Annotated in this window: 10 protein-coding genes, 1 tRNA gene and 1 pseudogene; 2 read left to right on the top strand and 10 right to left on the bottom strand. The window is 71.3% G+C overall.

Translation table 11 applies throughout. The features are described from left to right. Positions 1-59: 59 nt before the first annotated feature. Positions 60-422, bottom strand: coding sequence for a hypothetical protein (locus ABT122_RS30930; protein WP_351559018.1), 363 nt, complete (start codon positions 420-422; stop codon positions 60-62). Between the two features lie 1437 nt (positions 423-1859). On the opposite strand from ABT122_RS30930, the gene ABT122_RS30925 reads away from it, so the two are divergent. Further along, positions 1860-2888 carry a S66 family peptidase gene (locus ABT122_RS30925; RefSeq protein ID WP_351559016.1) on the top strand — a complete coding sequence of 343 codons (1029 nt, stop codon included), beginning with the start codon at positions 1860-1862 and terminating at the stop codon, positions 2886-2888. Positions 2889-2934: 46 nt separating this feature from the next. On the opposite strand, the pseudogene ABT122_RS30920 reads toward ABT122_RS30925, so the two are convergent. The 4 genes and pseudogenes from ABT122_RS30920 to ABT122_RS30905 all read right to left on the bottom strand — a co-directional run bounded on the left by ABT122_RS30920 (position 2935) and on the right by ABT122_RS30905 (position 10240). Then, positions 2935-4392: pseudogene (locus tag ABT122_RS30920) on the bottom strand (NF041680 family putative transposase). A 161-nt stretch (positions 4393-4553) separates the two neighbouring features. Further along, positions 4554-5093, bottom strand: a complete 540-nt coding sequence (locus tag ABT122_RS30915; protein ID WP_351559014.1) for a VOC family protein — start codon at positions 5091-5093, stop codon at positions 4554-4556. Between the two features lie 1324 nt (positions 5094-6417). Continuing rightward, entirely contained in the window at positions 6418-7983 is a 1566-nt protein-coding gene (locus tag ABT122_RS30910) for a calcium-binding protein (RefSeq protein WP_351559012.1), read from the bottom strand. A gap of 997 nt (positions 7984-8980) precedes the next feature. Further along, positions 8981-10240 carry a S8 family peptidase gene (locus ABT122_RS30905; protein ID WP_351559010.1) on the bottom strand — a complete coding sequence of 420 codons (1260 nt, stop codon included), beginning with the start codon at positions 10238-10240 and terminating at the stop codon, positions 8981-8983. Between the two features lie 635 nt (positions 10241-10875). Here ABT122_RS30905 and ABT122_RS30900 point away from each other — a divergent pair. After that, positions 10876-12288: a site-specific integrase gene (locus ABT122_RS30900; RefSeq protein WP_351559008.1), complete on the top strand. Its 1413-nt coding sequence runs from the start codon at positions 10876-10878 to the stop codon at positions 12286-12288. Here the strand turns inward: ABT122_RS30900 and ABT122_RS30895 are convergent. The 5 genes from ABT122_RS30895 to ABT122_RS30875 all read right to left on the bottom strand — a co-directional run bounded on the left by ABT122_RS30895 (position 12251) and on the right by ABT122_RS30875 (position 15707). Next, positions 12251-12327 (bottom strand) — tRNA-Pro (locus ABT122_RS30895). The genes ABT122_RS30900 and ABT122_RS30895 overlap by 38 nt on opposite strands. A 138-nt stretch (positions 12328-12465) precedes the next feature. Next, positions 12466-12837, bottom strand: coding sequence for an MmcQ/YjbR family DNA-binding protein (locus ABT122_RS30890; RefSeq protein ID WP_351559006.1), 372 nt, complete (start codon positions 12835-12837; stop codon positions 12466-12468). 80 nt (positions 12838-12917) lie between these two features. Next, on the bottom strand, positions 12918-13730 hold the full coding sequence (locus tag ABT122_RS30885; protein ID WP_351559004.1) for an ABC transporter ATP-binding protein: 813 nt from the start codon (positions 13728-13730) through the stop codon (positions 12918-12920). After that, positions 13727-14761, bottom strand: a complete 1035-nt coding sequence (locus tag ABT122_RS30880) for an ABC transporter substrate-binding protein (protein ID WP_351559002.1) — start codon at positions 14759-14761, stop codon at positions 13727-13729. The genes ABT122_RS30885 and ABT122_RS30880 overlap by 4 nt, the downstream gene beginning before the upstream one ends. 82 nt (positions 14762-14843) lie before the next feature. Beyond that, positions 14844-15707, bottom strand: a complete 864-nt coding sequence (locus tag ABT122_RS30875; RefSeq protein WP_351559000.1) for an ABC transporter permease — start codon at positions 15705-15707, stop codon at positions 14844-14846. Positions 15708-16425: the final 718 nt, after the last annotated feature.

Here is a 16425-nt window from a genome sequence, read left to right as displayed (position 1 = left end):
TCTAGGCACCTGGGTTCACTGCGGGGGGCCCGGCCCCGGGCGCCCCGCCCACCCCTTCGCTACCAGGTGATCAGGGCGTAACCCGGGCTTCCCTGAGCGCCGATGACGCCGGAGGCCCCGGCAGTGCCGGAGGCCCCGGGGGTCTGGTCGGAGCCGCGCGGGGTGTCGCCGTTGCCACCCCGGCCGCCGTTGCCCCCGTTGCCGCCCCGACCGCCTGTGCCGCCGGTCGCGACACCGGGGGGCGGGGTGACCGCCCCGGCTGCTGCCGCGCCGCCCGCACCGCCCGCGCCCCCCGCGCCGCCGGTGCGGCCGTCGCCCCCGGTACCGCCCCGGCCGACGGACCCCTGCCCACCGGGGCTGCCCGCGTTGCCTGCCGCACCGGAGTTCCCGTTGGCGGGGGCTCCGCCCCGGGAGGCGGTCACGCCGCTCCCGCCCCGGCACCCGCCTTGGCGCCCAAGGGGAGCCGTTCCACCGCCCGCTCCGCCCACCCGCGCCTGGCCGCCCCCTCCGGCCGAACCGCCGGTCTGCCCCAGCTTGCCGTTCTCCCCGCCGCCTCCGCCGCCTCCGCCAGCACCGCCTCGCGCCACGGCACTGGTACCTGATCCGCCGCTGTATGCGGTCAGACCGCTGGTCCCACCCACCAGGCGGACCGCAGTCAAACCGGTACTGCCGGTAGTGGACGCGTCCGCGTCGCCGCCGCCCGCACCCGCCAGGCCGGGTTGCCCGCTCAGGAGCAGACTCCCGCCGGCCCCGCCGCCTCCTGCGCCGCCTCCGTTGCCGGGAGCGCCCGCACCCGCGCCAGGCATGATGAAGACATTCACCCTCGATCCGGGGGCCACTGCGAACGTGCAGGTCACATAGCCACCGGCGCCGCCACCGCCTCCGCCTCCACCCACCGGCGAGGGGACAAGCACGGGACTCTCTCCGCCGCCTCCGCCTCCGCCGGCACCACCCGCCCCCGAGCCACCGGGGCCACCGGCGCCCCACGCGAACACCTGAATCCGGGTAACACCCGAAGGCACCGTGAACGTGCCCGACGAGGTGAACCCCTGCTGGCCGGCCAACAGCGCCACGGGCGCGGGCGCCGCCCCTGCGGGCCCGCCCAGCAGCGCCGACGCAGTGGCCACCACCACGGACGCGGCACCCACCGCGGACCACCGGACCCGACGACGGGCGGAAGATGACGATGTCAACATCACAGGATCGATCCCTCCCTCTGAGGATGCCGCGCCGGAGCGCCACGGCCGGCACAAGGGAACACACCCGCTCCGGGCAGGCCTCGCCGACCGCACGCACCCCCGGACCGACCTGGAGAAGAACCTGGAACACGGGCACTCCGCACGGCGTACTACCACCGGATCTGCCCCCGCCGCCATATCTCTCCAACACCAATCAGCCGAATCCACCCGAACCGGTGACTCGTCATGAAAAGAGGTCATCATGTGAATCCCCCGGCCTCGCGCCGGACATCGAGCAGGAACCGGAGCCGCTCTCGCCCCCGTCAACCGACCCCGCCCCGATGTGTCGAGGTCATTGGCCTCCGGCCTGCCCGGCCTCCCCGGGGCACGGACGTCCCGGCCCGGGAGGATCACCACAACTCCCCCCCAACTCGCGGAGCGCAGGGAGAATTTACATCTCCTCCGCTCCGGCCGGTCCCGGCCCGGCTTGGCGGCGAGACCGTGGCCAACGGCGTGTCCTGGCCCCGGGGCAACTCCCGCGTGTGTCAGATGACGACCGCCCGCGAGGCCACCGCGTTCGTGAACTCGAACTGGCCAACTCGCCTGGGTGCTCGCCGGACGTGGGGGCGGCCCTCGTCTGATCATGTACTCCAACCAAGGTGTCGTGTCAGACTTCCACGCATGTCAGTTCGATATCCGCGCCCCCTGCGTCCTGGTGACCGCATCGGCATCACCTCTCCCTCGAGCGGGGTCCCGAACGAGCTTCGCAAGCGCCTCGACGTGGCGATTCACGATGTAGAGGCCCGGGGATACGAGGTGGTTGTTGGCCGCTGCATGGACGGTGCCGGCCATGTCAGCGCCCCCGCGGCCGATCGCGCGAGAGAGCTGATGTCGATGCTGACGGATCCCGGCATCAGAGCCGTGGTGCCGCCGTGGGGTGGGGAGACGGCGATCGACCTGCTGCCGCTGCTGGACTGGGACCGGCTGCGTGATGCCGAGCCGACTTGGCTTGTCGGGTTCTCTGACATGTCGACCATCATCACGCCACTGACCCTTCTCGCCGGGACGGCGACCGTGCACGGCAACAACCTCATGGACACGCCTTACCGGGCGCCGGAGGGACTGTTGTCATGGCTCGATATTGCCGCTGCCCCGCGGGGGCATCGGTTCACGCAGGCCTCGCCGAACCGCTACCGAGCCACCGGCTGGGACGATTACCGTGCCCACCCGGAGGTGCGCGAGTACACGCTCGATACGCCCGGCAGGTGGACCCGGCTGGACGGCGAGGGGGATGTCGAAGCCGAGGGGCGTCTGATCGGGGGCTGTATCGAGATGCTGTGCAACCTCACGGGAACGGCCTACCTCGATGCTTCAGCCTTCGCGCAGGCCGAGTCTCCGGAAGGTCTCCTCGTGTATGTCGAGGCAGGAGGCGACGACGCCTTCGCCATCTGCAGGAACTTGCACGGGATGAGGCTGGCCGGCTTCTTCGACACGGCGAACGCGGTCCTCGTCGCCCGGACGTCGGCACCCGGCGCCGACTCGCTCACCCAGCACCAAGCCGTGCTCGACGCACTCGGCCCCTTGAACGTTCCGATCATCGCTGATGTTGAATGCGGTCATGTCCCGCCGTACCTGCCCATCGTCAACGGAGCACGCGGCCGGGTCGTACACACCTCGACTCGCAGCGAGTTGATCCAGACACTGGACTGATGCCCCAGGCCAGGTCGTAGATGGCTGCGATGTCGACTCTTGTTCTTCATGGTCCGAGTTGGTTTCGTTCGGTGATGCTTTCCGGTGTCGCTTTGCGGTCTTGCCCACGTCGTAGCGGGTGGCGGGCTGTCCGTTCTTCGATCCGACGGGTTGTCCGGGGCCCGATCGCGAGGGTTTCGGTGCACGGGCGGGACAGGCGAGATACGGGCGGAGGTTCCTGAACCCCCGGCGGACGCGAGCCGGAGTGAGCCGGCCGGGCCCGGCGGGCTTCTCCCCCGGCCGTCGCAGGTCGGCGGCGGCTGGGCGGAGGAGGCGGAGCTGGGCGCGGGCGGCGATGACGATCCGCGTCCGGCGGTCGCCGGCCTCGGGGCTGCGGAGCTTGGGGCGGGTCCAGCCGAGGGTCTGTTTCATCAGCCGGAAGGTGTGCTCCAGGTCGAACCCTCGCAGGAACGCCTGCCATCGGACATCGACGTCCTCGCTGCTCAGGACGGTGGCGGATGACCACAGCCAGACCGGCAGCGGGTCTCCGCCGCCGGGCAGGCGGTCGACCTGGAGGCGGATGAGGGTGCCCTCGATGACCGGCAGGGGGCCGGTGTGGTCGATCCACGCCGAGCGGGTGGTCAGCCTCGGGTGGATGCGGTCCCAGGCGGTTGCCTGGGCGGTTCCGTACCGGTCGGTGACCTGCACCGTGGCCGTGTCGGGTTCGCCCCAGGTCCTGGGCTGGGCGAAGCGGAACTCCTTGCCGTGCTCGGGCGGGTGGCCGCCACGGGGGTGGGCCCGGGAGAACTCCTCGCGGGAGGGCGCCGGGCGGCGCATGACCCGGTCCGCGCGCATCCGACCGAGGACCTCGACCGGCAGACCGTGCAGGAGGTGGGCCATGCGCGGGCGCGTCGTATCCCGCGTCGAAGACGATGGGAATGTTCCGGTCGCCCCTGTGCCAGCGGCCCATCTCGATCAGGTCGGTGACCACCCGGCGGACCTGGGCGGCGGTGACCTCAGCGACATCGTCGGCAGGTCCCAGGCGGACAGCGTCCAGGAGCTGGCACCAGGACGTCCGGCCCGATTCGAGAGCGGCGACGAAGGAGCAGGGCCAGCCGGGTACGAGCTGATCCGAGGACCGGCCGCTGCGTCCGTAGACGTGGCGCAGAAGAGGCGGTCCGCGCTGGTGGGGGCGTCGGGGCGGAGCCAGTGGCTGATGTCGGCGGCGAGGACCAGGCGCCCGTCGGCGGCCTGGGGCATGGGCAGGCCGGCCAGGACCTGCCGCAACCTCGGCACGTCGATGGTCCCGTTGTTCAGCGCGTCGTAGAGGGCGCCGTGCCCGCGCCGGTGCTCGGCCACCAGCGTCAGATCCACCGGCGTCCTCACCGCGCCGTCCGCACACGGCAACGCGTCGGTGAGCTCGAACAGCTCGTCCCCGCGCGGCCAGGCAGTCGAACAGATCGTCCCGGAAGCGTGACGCCTTCGCGAACACTTCCCCGGAACCGCTATCAGACAGCAGACTCACTTCACGGCCTTCGTCTTGATCGGTGCACCTTGGTCGGAGCACATGATCAGACGAAGGCCGCCCCCACGTCCGGCGAACACCCAGGTGAGCTGATCAGTTCGAGGCTGAATTCGACCTCAGGCCCTCAAGAACAAGCGGAGCCGGGTGGGAGAGTGCGGAAGTCAGCGAGCGTCTTTCACCGGGGTGCTGCTGCGTCCACGGCGCCGGCCGCTGAGCTCGGCGTCCAGCGTCTGCTGGGCATCGCGCATGGCCTCGGCGTACACGGGATTCCGCAACCGCTCCCACATCTCACTTTCCGAGAGGTCTTCCACGTGGCTGGTGACCCACCAGATGTTGCCGAAGGGGTCCTTGATGCGTCCGCCTCGCTGCCCGAACGCGTCATCGGCCGGGGAAGTGACGAGCCGGCCTCCGGCTTCGAGGGCCTGCGCGAGCGTCTTGTCCACGTCGGCCACGAACACGTTCAGCAGACTCGGCATGGCAGGCCAGTCGGCGTGTCGGTCGAAGGCCATCACCACGGTGTCGCCGACCCGGATCTCGGCGTGCCCGATCAAGCCGTCCTCGGTCACCACCCGTGACAGTTCCTCCCCGCCGAACACCTGGGTGACGAAGTCGAGGAACCCTCCTGTGTCATCGGTGACCACCCAGGGCGCGATGGTCGTGTAACCCTGCGGGGCGGCGTTGATGGTGGTCGGCTCAGGCATCTCGGTCCCTTCGAAGGCGTCTGCTGCCAGCAACCTAGAGGCCATCTAGGCCAATGTTTGGCCTAGAACCAAAGTCCTCTCAGCCAGGTCAGCTTGGGACCACACAGACCGACTCGCACCCCTCAGGGCAGGGTGCGCAGGGTGCGCTGCGGCCAGAGGTTTCGAGACCAGAGGTTAACGAGCAAGCTGAGCTTGTCCTACTGGCCAGCCGTCTGGCCTGGCTGATGAAGACGGCGTGCGGCAGAGCACTGCGGAGTGAGCATGCGGGACGGCCCGTCCCGGACCAGATGTGACGGAGACGAGATCCGCTTCGTACCCGGCGCCGGCGAGGACCTCGGCAGGGGGCACATGTGGGTCATCGGTGACGACGGCGATCACTGGTCCGGAACGGTGGGTGCTCTCGATGAGGTGCTCCGAGTCATGGATCACCAGCGCCGGGCAGTCGAACGGGAGGCGACTGCTGGTGGTGCTGGGAGATGGCATCATCGTTCGCACCGCAGGTGTGCCGACGGTGGTCGAGGTCATCGACGGGCTCGCCGCCGCAGGCGGGCACGGAACACGGCCTCCGTCTGATCCTGTGCTCTGGCCAAGAAGGCACCTGCCCAGCGAAGGCCGTGGAGATTGAGCCTGCCGCATCACGATGCGCGGGACTGAGCAACGGCCCCGGCCCGGGGCCGTCGGGGACGGGAACTACCAGGTGATCAGGGCATAGCCCCGGCCTCCCTTGGTGCCGGCGGTGCCGCTGGTGCCGCTGGTGCCGCTGGCCTCGCGGGCGCCGGGGTTGTCTCCGTCGCCGCCCCGCGCGCCATTGCCGCCGTGGCCGCCAGGGCCGCCACGGCCGCCACGGCCGCCCGCGCCGCCGATTCCTGTTCCTGGCGGGGGTGTGAACGGGCCGGTCGGTGGCAGGGCCCTCGCGCCGCCCGAGCCGCCGTCGCTGCCGGCGCCGCCGCTCTCTCCGCCCCCAGCGGCGTTGCGGGTGCCTTCACCGGCGGTCTCTCCTCCACCGGCGATGCCACCGGCCGGGCTGGCGGACCGCGATGAGACCGGCCGGCCAGCGACCCGCCGACGCCCCATACGTGCCCCCTGATTCCCCGGGGTCGGGACCCGCTGCGGGGCGCTGGGGCGGGTCTGCTGCGGACGGCTCCCACCGCCCGGAGCAAAGGTCATGACCGATGCCGTCACCGCCCTTCGGGTACCCGCGGCTCTCATCGGGGCAGGACCGCTGTTCCGTTGGGGCAGACCTCCTCCTGCACTCTGGCGTCCAGGGAGGATGGGCATGGTAGTCACGGGGCTACCGAGCTCCCTTTCAGCACCTTTCCCGCGCTTACGGTCCGTGTCGGAGAGCTGTCCCACCCTGTGGCGAGGGTCGTGACCAGGTCGCGCCCGGGCTTGCGAGAGCAGAACTGTCGATGCCGGGCGCCCTTCCGGTAACCGGCCGGTGCGTCACAGTGCCGGTCTCTGCCGCACGGGTGGCGGAAGTGGCGTTCTGACAGTTCAGCGGGGGGTTGCCCTGCACGTTGCACTGGTTGGTTCCGGGGCCTCCATCGACAGTCCCCCTGTTTCTTGGCACGGTGATGCTGTCGTCCCCGTCCCCGCCGAGTACTTCGCCTGTGCTCACGTTCGCTGTCACAGTGAGGGTGTCGTTGTCCGCGCCGCCGTCGACGGTTCCTTCATTGGACCGTCCCATGGTGACAGTGTCCTCACCGTCACCTCCCCGGATGGTGCCTTCGTTGTCGGCGTCCGGCATGGCGATCTGATCGTTGCCCGCATTGCCGTCGATGGAGCCATCGGGCCCATTGGTACGTGCCACCCTGATGGCGTCGTCGCCGTCGCCGCCTGCAACCACTCCGTAGTTCTGGTTCACGGTGATGTCGTCGTCGCCGGCACCGCCGACGAGAGCCGCGGACTCAGGGGGATCATCAAAGAGTGGTCCGTTGAACTTTCCCACCGTGATGGTGTCGTTACCCGCGCCGCCGTCGACCGTGCCGGAGTTTCCGCCGGGCAGGGAGAGGCTGTCGTTGCCGATGCCGCCCTCGGCTGTCCCCTGGTTGCCGGACAGGGAGAGGCGGTCGGCTCCAGCACCGCCTCGAAGGGTGCCTCGGTTTCCGCTGGTGCCCGTGGTGTCGACGGTGTCGTCGCCGCCGTCCCCGTCCACTGTGCTGTCAGCGGAGATGCTGCTCCTGTTGATGGTGATGGCGTCGTCGCCGTCGAGGAGGCCGCCGAGAGTGCCACCGCCTCTGACCTGACTGCTGATCAGGGTGCCCAGGTTCGGGGAGGGTCCCCGACCGCTGCTGATGGTGATCCTGTCGCTGCCGGCGCCGCCCTCGACGCTGCCGTCGCTGACACCGGCACCGCCCTCCCCAGCGCTGAATTCCACGGTGTTGTCACCACCGTTGATGTTGATCGTGTCGTCGCCGCTGTCGCCGATGACGGTGCCCGTCAGGCCGGGGCCGCCGTTCGTGGCGCTGGAGGTGCTGTTCCCGCCGGTGATGGTGATGGTGTCGTTGCCGTCGAGAAGAGCGCCGAGAAGGGGAGCCCCGCCGCGGACGGTTCCGGTGACTCCGGCCGCTCCATAGCTGAACGGAGCCGTGGTCACGGTGATGGTGTCGGCGCCGGCGCCTCCGTAGAGGGATCCTGCGGCGGTGCCGCCGGTGACGGTGATCCGGTCGTTCCCGCCGCCGCCGTTGACGGTGGTGTCGGCGGCCACGCCGGAGGGGCAGACGATGGTGTCGTTGCCGAGGCCGCCGGGGATCAGGGTGGAGGTGACGGAAGCACCGTTGACGGTACAGGTGGACGCCGCGTACGCGGCCGGGGCGAGGGCCACCACAGAGGCGGTCACCAGCCCCAGCACAGCACCAACCGCGGACAGACGGACAGGGACACGGGACATGTGGAGACTCCTTCGGCTCCAGCAGCCGCCCCTGGGGCGGCCGTCACGGCGCCCGGGCATGCGCGCCTCCCGGCGAAGGAGGGACGTCTCCCTGCCCCGGGATCTGTGACCGCACCGGACATCTGCCCCTGGTGATGCCCTGCCCGCACGCAGTTACCCCACCCGAAAGAGTGAAGCAACGCCGGTTTCCCGTGCCACTCACACTGGCCCAGCTCAGCGATCTCCGCCCCGGGTGGACACCTGTCACACCGACGCCGGCACCTCAGTCCGCGAGGAGCGAGTGAGCTGTCGCTGACTGTCACCGGGGGGTGATTCCCGTCCTGGTGGGACGGGTGTCGACGCAGGCGGCAGTGTCCAGGGCGGCGCCGGCAGCGACACGATCCGCGTCAGCAGCGGACTCAACGGCAACGGGGGGGGGGCGGAGACGCGCGGTGAGGTCCGGTGAGGTCCGCGGGGGAGGCACGCTCGGTGGCCTCCTCGACGGCGACGACACACTCAGGGTGCTGATCTTCAACTCCCCTCGCGTTGACGGCGGAACGGGAACCGACCAGTGCACCGTCGCCGCGGGCAATGCGGCGGTGAACTGACCTTGACCCCGCGCCCCGCCCGGCTTCGTCGGGACCCCGGTTCCGCGAGACGGGGCGAGGACATCGGCATGATTCCCCCGGGCCGGAACGGGGCGGGCCGGTCAGTCGGTCGGTCGGTCCAGGGACGGAGGCGGATCCCCATGGGCGGGGGTGGGCTTCGCGCCAGGCGGCACCGTACCGTCGCGCTGGATGCCAGTGTCATTGCCGTCGGCACCTTTCCCTCCGAGCTTGCCGACGGACACCACAAGCACGATCCCACTGCCATGCCTGTGACAGAACGTCATGGAGCAAGGGGGTATGGAATGGTTTTCTGAGGTGCTTCCCGACGGCATGGCACGAACGTCGAGGCCACTGGTGAGGGGCCGGGAGGAACCGCCGCCCCGATGCGTGCCCCGCGGGGGCGGCGGGTGTCAGATTCCGTCGGTGTAGAGCAGGAGGTTGGGTGTGTTGGGTCCGGGGTTGTCCACCTGTCCCGGTGTCGCGTTGTCGAGCAGCCAGCGCCATACGTCCGCGGCTGTCGCCTTCGGGTTGAGCTCCTTGTACAGGGCTGCCGTGCCGGTCACGTGCGGGGCCGCCATCGAGGTGCCGGACAGGGTGCCGTAACTGTCGTTGGGCAGGGCCGAGTAGATGTACTCGCCGGGTGCGTAGAGCTGGACGCACTTGCCGTGGTTGGTGCCTCCGTGGCCGGGCCGGTCGTACTGGTGGTCCCTGGAGTCGGCGCCGGCCACGGTGAACGCGTACGGCGAGTTCGCCGGGTTCTGGTCGCAGGCGTCGGCGCGGTCGTTGCCCGCGGAGACCACGGGCAGCACGCCGGCGTCCCACAGGCTCTCGGCCGCCGAGTCCATGGCCAGGAACCGGCCGAAGCCGCCGAAGGAGCCGTTGAGAACAGCCGGCCCCCCGTGTTTCCCGGCGTCTTCGATCGCCCATTCGAACGCCGCGACATAATCGTCCGAGGCTCCCGACCCCGAACAGTTGCTGACCCGCAGACTGACCAGCCGCGCACCCGGCGCGACGCCGACGCTCTCGCCGCCGATGGTCCCCGCGACGTGAGTGCCGTGGTGCCCGCACCACTCGTTGCCGTCGTTGACGTAGTCCACGCCTTTGGAGACGCGGCCGCCGAACTCCGGGTGCTTCGCGTCGATGCCGGAGTCCACCACATAGACCGTGACGTCCTGCCCGGTTCTCGTGGCGTTGAACTCGCCGTCCAGGTCCAGGTACTGCTGGTCGATCCGGTCCAGTCCCCACAGATCCTCCGGCACCGGACGCGCGGAGCGGCCTTCCGGCGCGGGAGCCGGAGTCCGGGCGCCCGCTCTGTCGGACACCGTGGCGGGTGTGCGGCTGACGGCGTTCTCCTCCACGGCGCGCACTCCCGGCAGGAGCCGTACCGTTTCCAGCTGGGCGGGGGTGAGGGCGGCGGAGAAGCCGTTCAGGGCGTGCTCGTACACATGGCGGGGTGTGACACCGAGCGGGGAGAGCACTGATTCCGGTGTGGTGCCGGTTCTCAGGTGGACGATGTACTGGCCGGGGACGGCTTCGGCCGCCTCGGTCAGCGGCGCGGGTACGGGAGGGGACGGCGCGGCCGAGGCCGGGCCGCTCAGGGGGCAGACCGCGGCGAACAGCGCGGCCAGGGCGAGGGCGCGGGTACGCGGCCGGGCATGCTGGTTCCTCATGTCCGCATCAGAACCCGTGAACGTGGGACCGGCCAGCTGTCGCCCGCGTCCTGCGGCCGCCCGCGCGGCAAACCACCCCAACAGCCCGCACGTGAAGGCGGCTGCTCCGGCGCGTGCGGTCCGCTCCGGCGCAGGAGCAGGGGCGTGTGCCGCCTCGGCGGACGGCCGGGAAGCGTCACCCCGGCCCAAGCCGAACGGGTCCTGACCGTCGCCTACGGTCCTGACGGGTACCGGCGTCTGATCAGCGGCAACAACTACGGCGCACTGTCCCAGGCCTTCGAGACCGCCGCACAGGCGCTGAACAGAGTATGGGACATTCGCCTCAGCGCCAGAGCGGTCATGTCCCACCCGCCCGTCCGGCATCGATGCCGCCCCGGTCAACCGCCTCTTGAACCACCCACAAGCCGAGGCCTGCCGGCTGCGACCCGGCACAACATGCCAGTTCCTGCATGAACTGGATCTCTCGGCGGCCGACATGGGCTTCCTCGGCGCCTGGGCCGACAGCGGACACCCCGAAATCATCTTCAATTAACGAGACCTCCGCGACATCACCATCTCCATGATCAACTATCCGACCCGCGAACCACCCGCCAGCAGCCGGAACACCGGTCCTCCTGGACGACGCGATACGGCCGGTGGAGCCGCTGTCGAGCTGGTACCGCCGGCTCGGCCGGCGCGGTCTGGACGGCAAGACGGTGCGCGCTTACGCCTACACGTCTCTGATACTGGTGAACCTCCTGGCCGCCCGGGGCCTTGGTCTGCCTGCAGCCACCGGGTCAGACCTGCTGGACTTCCGGCTGTGGCGCCGCGAACAGGCCGACGAGACGGTGGGCCAGGCCGCCTCGGACCGGGACGCGGCGGCGATCGGCCAGCTGTACGACTGCCTCTCCAGCGCCGGGAAGGTGCCGGGCCGGCCATGGCGGGCGGCCGGCCGCGGGACGTCGCTGGGCAGCGGCGTGAGCCAGGACGGCCGGGCGCGTCACCTGAGGCTGGAGCAGTACCTGTTCTTCCGGGATGTCGGGCTCGGCGGCCTGGAGCCCGGCGGTGAGGCCGACCTCTCGTTCCGGGGCCGGCGCCCGCACCGCAACCGCGCGGCCGCCGAGTTGGCGCTGATGACGGGAGTACGCGGCCAGGAGTGGTCCACCCTGCCGCTGCCCGAGCTCGGCCTGCTTGACGCGCGGCCGGCAGGCGGCGCGAAGGTCGTCCTCGCGGCGTGCGCGAAGTACGGCCGGGAGCGTACGGCGTACGTGCCCCGGGACGCCATTGGCCTGCTGACCGTGTACCTGCTGCTGGAGCGGGCGCAGGTCGTGGCCGCCGCCCGGCGCACCCTGCGCCGACAGGCGCAGGAGCTGTTCCTCATCGACCGGACCGAGACGGACGGGACGCGGGTGCGCGGCCTGCTGGAAGGGAGGCGGGGCACCCTGGCTGCGCGGGACATGAAGCCGGGGCTCCGCCGGATCGCAGTGCGGGAGACCAGCGATGGGCTGGAGCCGCTCACCGTGTTCGTCGGCCGGGGCGGCCGGACGCTCACCCCGTCCGGGTGGGACCGCATCCGCCGGCGGGCGTGGGACCGGATGCGCTCGGCGACCGGGCCGGTGCCGCTACTGCCGCGGATGTGCTGGGTCTGGCACGACCTGAGAGACACCTTTGCGCCGCGGCTGCTGATCCTCCTGACTCGTGAAGCCCTCGGCGACGTCAAGGACGAGAAGGTGCCGATGGCCTCCCTGATCAAGCACATGGCGGGCAACCCGCCGCTGGTGGTCCAGCGGCGGCTTGGCCACACGCCCTCCTCCACCACGTACCGGTACCTGCACCCCGACATGTCTCAGATCACTGGTGCCGGGACCGCCTTCACCGCCTACCTCAACCCCGTCCACGCGCCCCTCAGCCTGGCCGTCCAGCCCGTCCCCGGAAGGCGTCGCTCGACCGCGTGGTCCCCAAATGGTCCCCAACAACAACGGAAAGGCGGTACCGGATTTCTCCGATACCGCCTGCGACCTGCGAAAACGCTGGTCGGGACGACAGGATTTGAACCTGCGACCCCTTGACCCCCAGTCAAGTGCGCTACCAAGCTGCGCCACGTCCCGTTACCCGTTTGACCTGGGGTTTCCCCTGGCTGAACGCGCATGAGAACAATACCGCACTCCGACCGGTGGTCACGAACCGCTCGGCGGGCGGGTCCGGGGGCGGGGAGGTGGGGATGCGGGTGGGGCGGGCGGGGTGGTTCAGGGGGTGCCCGGAGGGTGGGACAGCTCGGGGTGGGCGTCGAGGAGGCGGCGGGGGGCCGCCTGGCGCCAGGAGTCGAGGAGGATGGCACGCAGCTCGGCCTCGCCTTCGAGGGCCGCGAGGCGGACCCGGAGCCAGGCGTAGGAGTCGTCGTGGCCCTCGCGGAGGAAGAATTTATCGGGCTCGGTGGCGATCAGCTCGGCCCGGTCCTCCTTCGGGCACTTCACCCCCATCACGGAGTCGTCGTCGTCCAGAGAGGCGAAGATCCGACCGCCGCTCTCCAGCCGGAAGGTGGGCATCCCCCAGGCGGGCTTCTCCCGCGCCCCGGGGAGGGAGAGGGCGACCCTGCGCACATCGTCCGCGGTGACCATGGGACGACGGTACGCCGCCGCACCGGCCGGCGCCCCCCGCCGGGAGTGGCGACCCGGGCCGGAAAGCGCTTCCCCCTCGCTCACCCACCGGTCGGTGCCGCCCCGAGCAGCCGGCGGACACGGACGGTGGCCTCCCGGAACTCCGGGCGGGCCACCGTCGCGGTGTAGTCGCGCTCGGCGGGCAGCGCCACCTCGGTGATCTCGGTGACCGTGCCGGGCCGGGGGCTCATCACCACCACCCGGCCGGCCAGCGCGCACGCCTCGGAGATGGAGTGGGTGACCAGCAGCACGGTGGTGCCGGTCTCCCGCCAGATCCGGTTCAGCTCGGTGTTCAGCTGCTCGCGGGTGAGCGCGTCGAGCGCCCCGAAGGGCTCGTCCATCAGCAGGACCGGGGGCCGGTGCAGCAGCGCCCGGCACAGGGCGACCCGCTGCCGCATCCCGCCGGACAGCTCGTGCGGATAGGCGTCCTCGAAGCCGTCGAGGCCGGTCATGGCGATCAGCTCCTCGGCGCGCCCCCGGGCCGTGGCGGCGGGCATCCTCCGCATCTCGGCCTGGAGCAGGATGTTCCGCCGGACCGAGCGCCACTCCAGGAGGGCGGCGCGCTGGAAGACGTAGCCGATGTCGCGGCGCGGGCCGGTCACCCGTTCACCGCCCAGCCGCACCTCCCCCTCGGTCGGGGCGAGCAGGCCCGCGACCAGTTTGAGGAGCGTGGACTTGCCGCAGCCCGAGGGGCCGACGATGGCGACGAACTCTCCCGCCGCCACATCGAGGCTCACCCCGCTGACCGCGGTGACCTCCCGCCTCCGGGTGCGGAACCGGACGGTGACCCCGCCGAGGCCCACGGCCGCCGGCGTCCGGCCCGCGCTCCGGCCGCCGCCCATCGCCGTGGTCATCCCTTCGGGGCGGTGGCGCTGTCCCAGTACTCCGCCACCGGCCGGGGTTCCCCGACGAGCCCGGCCTCGGCGAGGACGTCGATGGTCCGCTGCCAGTCGGCCTCCGTGTTGACGCCGGGGGCCTTTCCGCGAGTGGAGGGGGTGTGCAGCAGGGTCAGGGTCGTACGGAACTGCTCCGCGAGCACCTCCTCGGGCGGTAACTGCTCGCTCGCCCCCTTCATCGCGGCGACCGCCGGGCCGGGCGCCTTCCCGGCCTCGGCGAACGACTCGCTGACCGCCGCCGCCATCCGCCGGGCCACCTCCCGGTGACCGCTGAGATAGCGCTCTCCCGCGATCAGCCCATTGGAGTAGAAGTTCAGCCCGTGCTCGGAGAAGCGCAGATGGCCGACCTTCTTGCCGGCCTTGTGCTGCATGGTGGGGCCCTGGTCGCTGGCGTAGCCGAGGAGCCCGTCGACCCGGCCGGAGATCACCGCCGCGATCTTGCCCGCCGGGTCGGTGTTCTGGACCGTGACATCGGACTCGCTGAGGTTGTTCTTGCGCAGAAAGACCGGGAAGGTCCTGGCCAGCGCGTCCCCCGCCGTGCCCGCGATCGTTCTGCCCTTGAGGTCGGCGGGCGAGGTGATGTTCTTCGAGGCGAAGAACTGCACGGACGACGGTGTGGTCTGGAGGAAGACCCCGAGACTCCTGGCCCGCACCCCGGAGTCCGCACCGGAGAGCAGCGCGGGGGTGTCGGCCCAGCCGAAGTCGCTCTGCCCGGCGCCGGTGGCCTGGACGGTCTTCTGGGAGCCCTGACCGGCCCGGATGGTGAGATCGATACCGTGCTTCTCGAAGATCTTCCGCTGCTTGCCGTAGTAGAACGGCGCGTGTTCGCCGTACGGATACCAGTTGAGGGTCAGCGTGACCCTGTCCAGCCCTCCGCCCGGCCCGGTGGCCGTGGTCCGGTCCGCGCCGTCGCCGCCGCAGGCCGTGGCGGTGACGGCGACCAGGAGGAGCGGGAGGAGAAGACCGGGAGAACGTCTGCGCGCGGTCATGGCGGGTCCTTCTCGTCGGCGCGGGCCGGCCGCACGCGCGGTGGGTGCGGCTGGGGGTTACGGGTACGGGGGCGGGGGCGCTTCAGTGGGCGGTGGTGGCACTCGCGTCCCGGCGGCCGGCGTGCCACGGGAGGAGCAGCCGCTCGGCGATCTCGACGAGGACGAAGAGGACCACGCCGATCAGGGACATCATGATCAGCCCCGCGAAGAGCATCGGGGTGTCGAGATTGCCGTTGGCCTGGAGGATGACGTAGCCGAGCCCTTCGTTGGCACCGACGAACTCACCGACGACGGCTCCGGTGACGGCGAGGGTGACGGCGACCTTGAGCCCGGAGAAAAGATACGGCAGGGCGGCCGGGAAGCGGATCTTGGCGAAGGTCTGCCAGGGGCTCGCGCCCATGGTCGCGGAGAGCTGGAGCAGCTCGGGGTCGAGCGCCTTCAGCCCGGTCACCATCGAGATGACCACGGGGAAGAAGGCGATCAGTACGGCGATCAGGATCTTCGGGGCGATGCCGAAGCCGAGCCAGACGACGAAGAGCGGTGCCACGGCGATCTTGGGAACGACCTGGGCGAGGAGCAGGATCGGGTAGAGGGTTCTCTCGACGGCCGAGGAGTAGACCATGATCACCGCGGCGGCCACGCCGACGGCGGCGGCGATGGCGAAGCCGAGGAGGGTCTCGTAGGCCGTCACCCAGGCGTGCCGCGCGATGTAGTCGGCCTTGCCGGTCAGTACGTCGAGGGTGGCGGACGGCGAGGGTACGAGATAGGGCTCGACCAGTCCGGCGGCGGCGGTCACCCACCACAGGACGAGGCAGACCAGCAGCAGGGCCGCGGGGCGCCAGCTCTTCTCGGCGGCCCGGATGAGCCGCTCCCCCGCTCCCGGCCCCTTCCGCCGGGCGACTCCGGAGGCCGTCAGGGGGGTCGTCTTGAGGGCGCTCTGGCTCACGGTCGGCTCCTCCGGTCTCCGGAGTGGTCACGGCGTCGGCTACGAGCGTTCGGGGGGTGCCCGTCCGGGCGGGGAACACCCCGAGAAAGCGCTTTCTGACGGGGTGTCGCCACGCTAGTGACTGTTCTGACACACGGTCAAGAGGTCGTTCCGAAGTTTCGGCCGGACGCTGTGGAGGCGGGGGGCGGGCCGGGGGCGGGCCGGGCCCCGCGCCGACGCGCACTCGTACCGCGCGGGGAGTCGGTGACCGCGCCGCCGGAGGCGGTCGTGGCGGTGGCGGTGAGCCTCCGGGAAGTGACCACAGGTCGGGGGCCCGGAGACCGGGGGTCGGGGGCCACCAGGGCCTGGGACCTGGGGGCCGACGGCTGAGAGCCGGGGCCCGGCGCCGACGGCTGGGAGCCGGGGCCACCCATGCTCTGCCCGGCGGCCCCGCGCCGGGCAGGGCAGCCGGGCACGACCGACGCCCCGGGAGGGGCCCGGGGGGCGGGCCCGTCCGGGAGGCGGGAGCGGCTCACCCTCCGGTCCGGTCCGGCCCGATCCGGTCCGGGCGCGAAGGCCGGAGGCCGGAGCCGAGGCCCGGAGCGGCCCCCGCTTCCGCCCGGACCGGCTCACCGGCGGGCCGGCGGTGGCCTCCGGGTGCCTTCCCGGGCGCAGCCGGCTCGCCCCGGGGGCCCGGGGGCCCGGGGGCCCGGGGGCCCGGGGGCCCGGGGGCCCGGGG

The organism is Streptomyces sp. NPDC001985 (assembly GCF_040296845.1).
Classification (GTDB): Bacteria; Actinomycetota; Actinomycetes; order Streptomycetales; family Streptomycetaceae; genus Streptomyces.
This window is presented reverse-complemented; position numbering and strand designations above follow the sequence as displayed.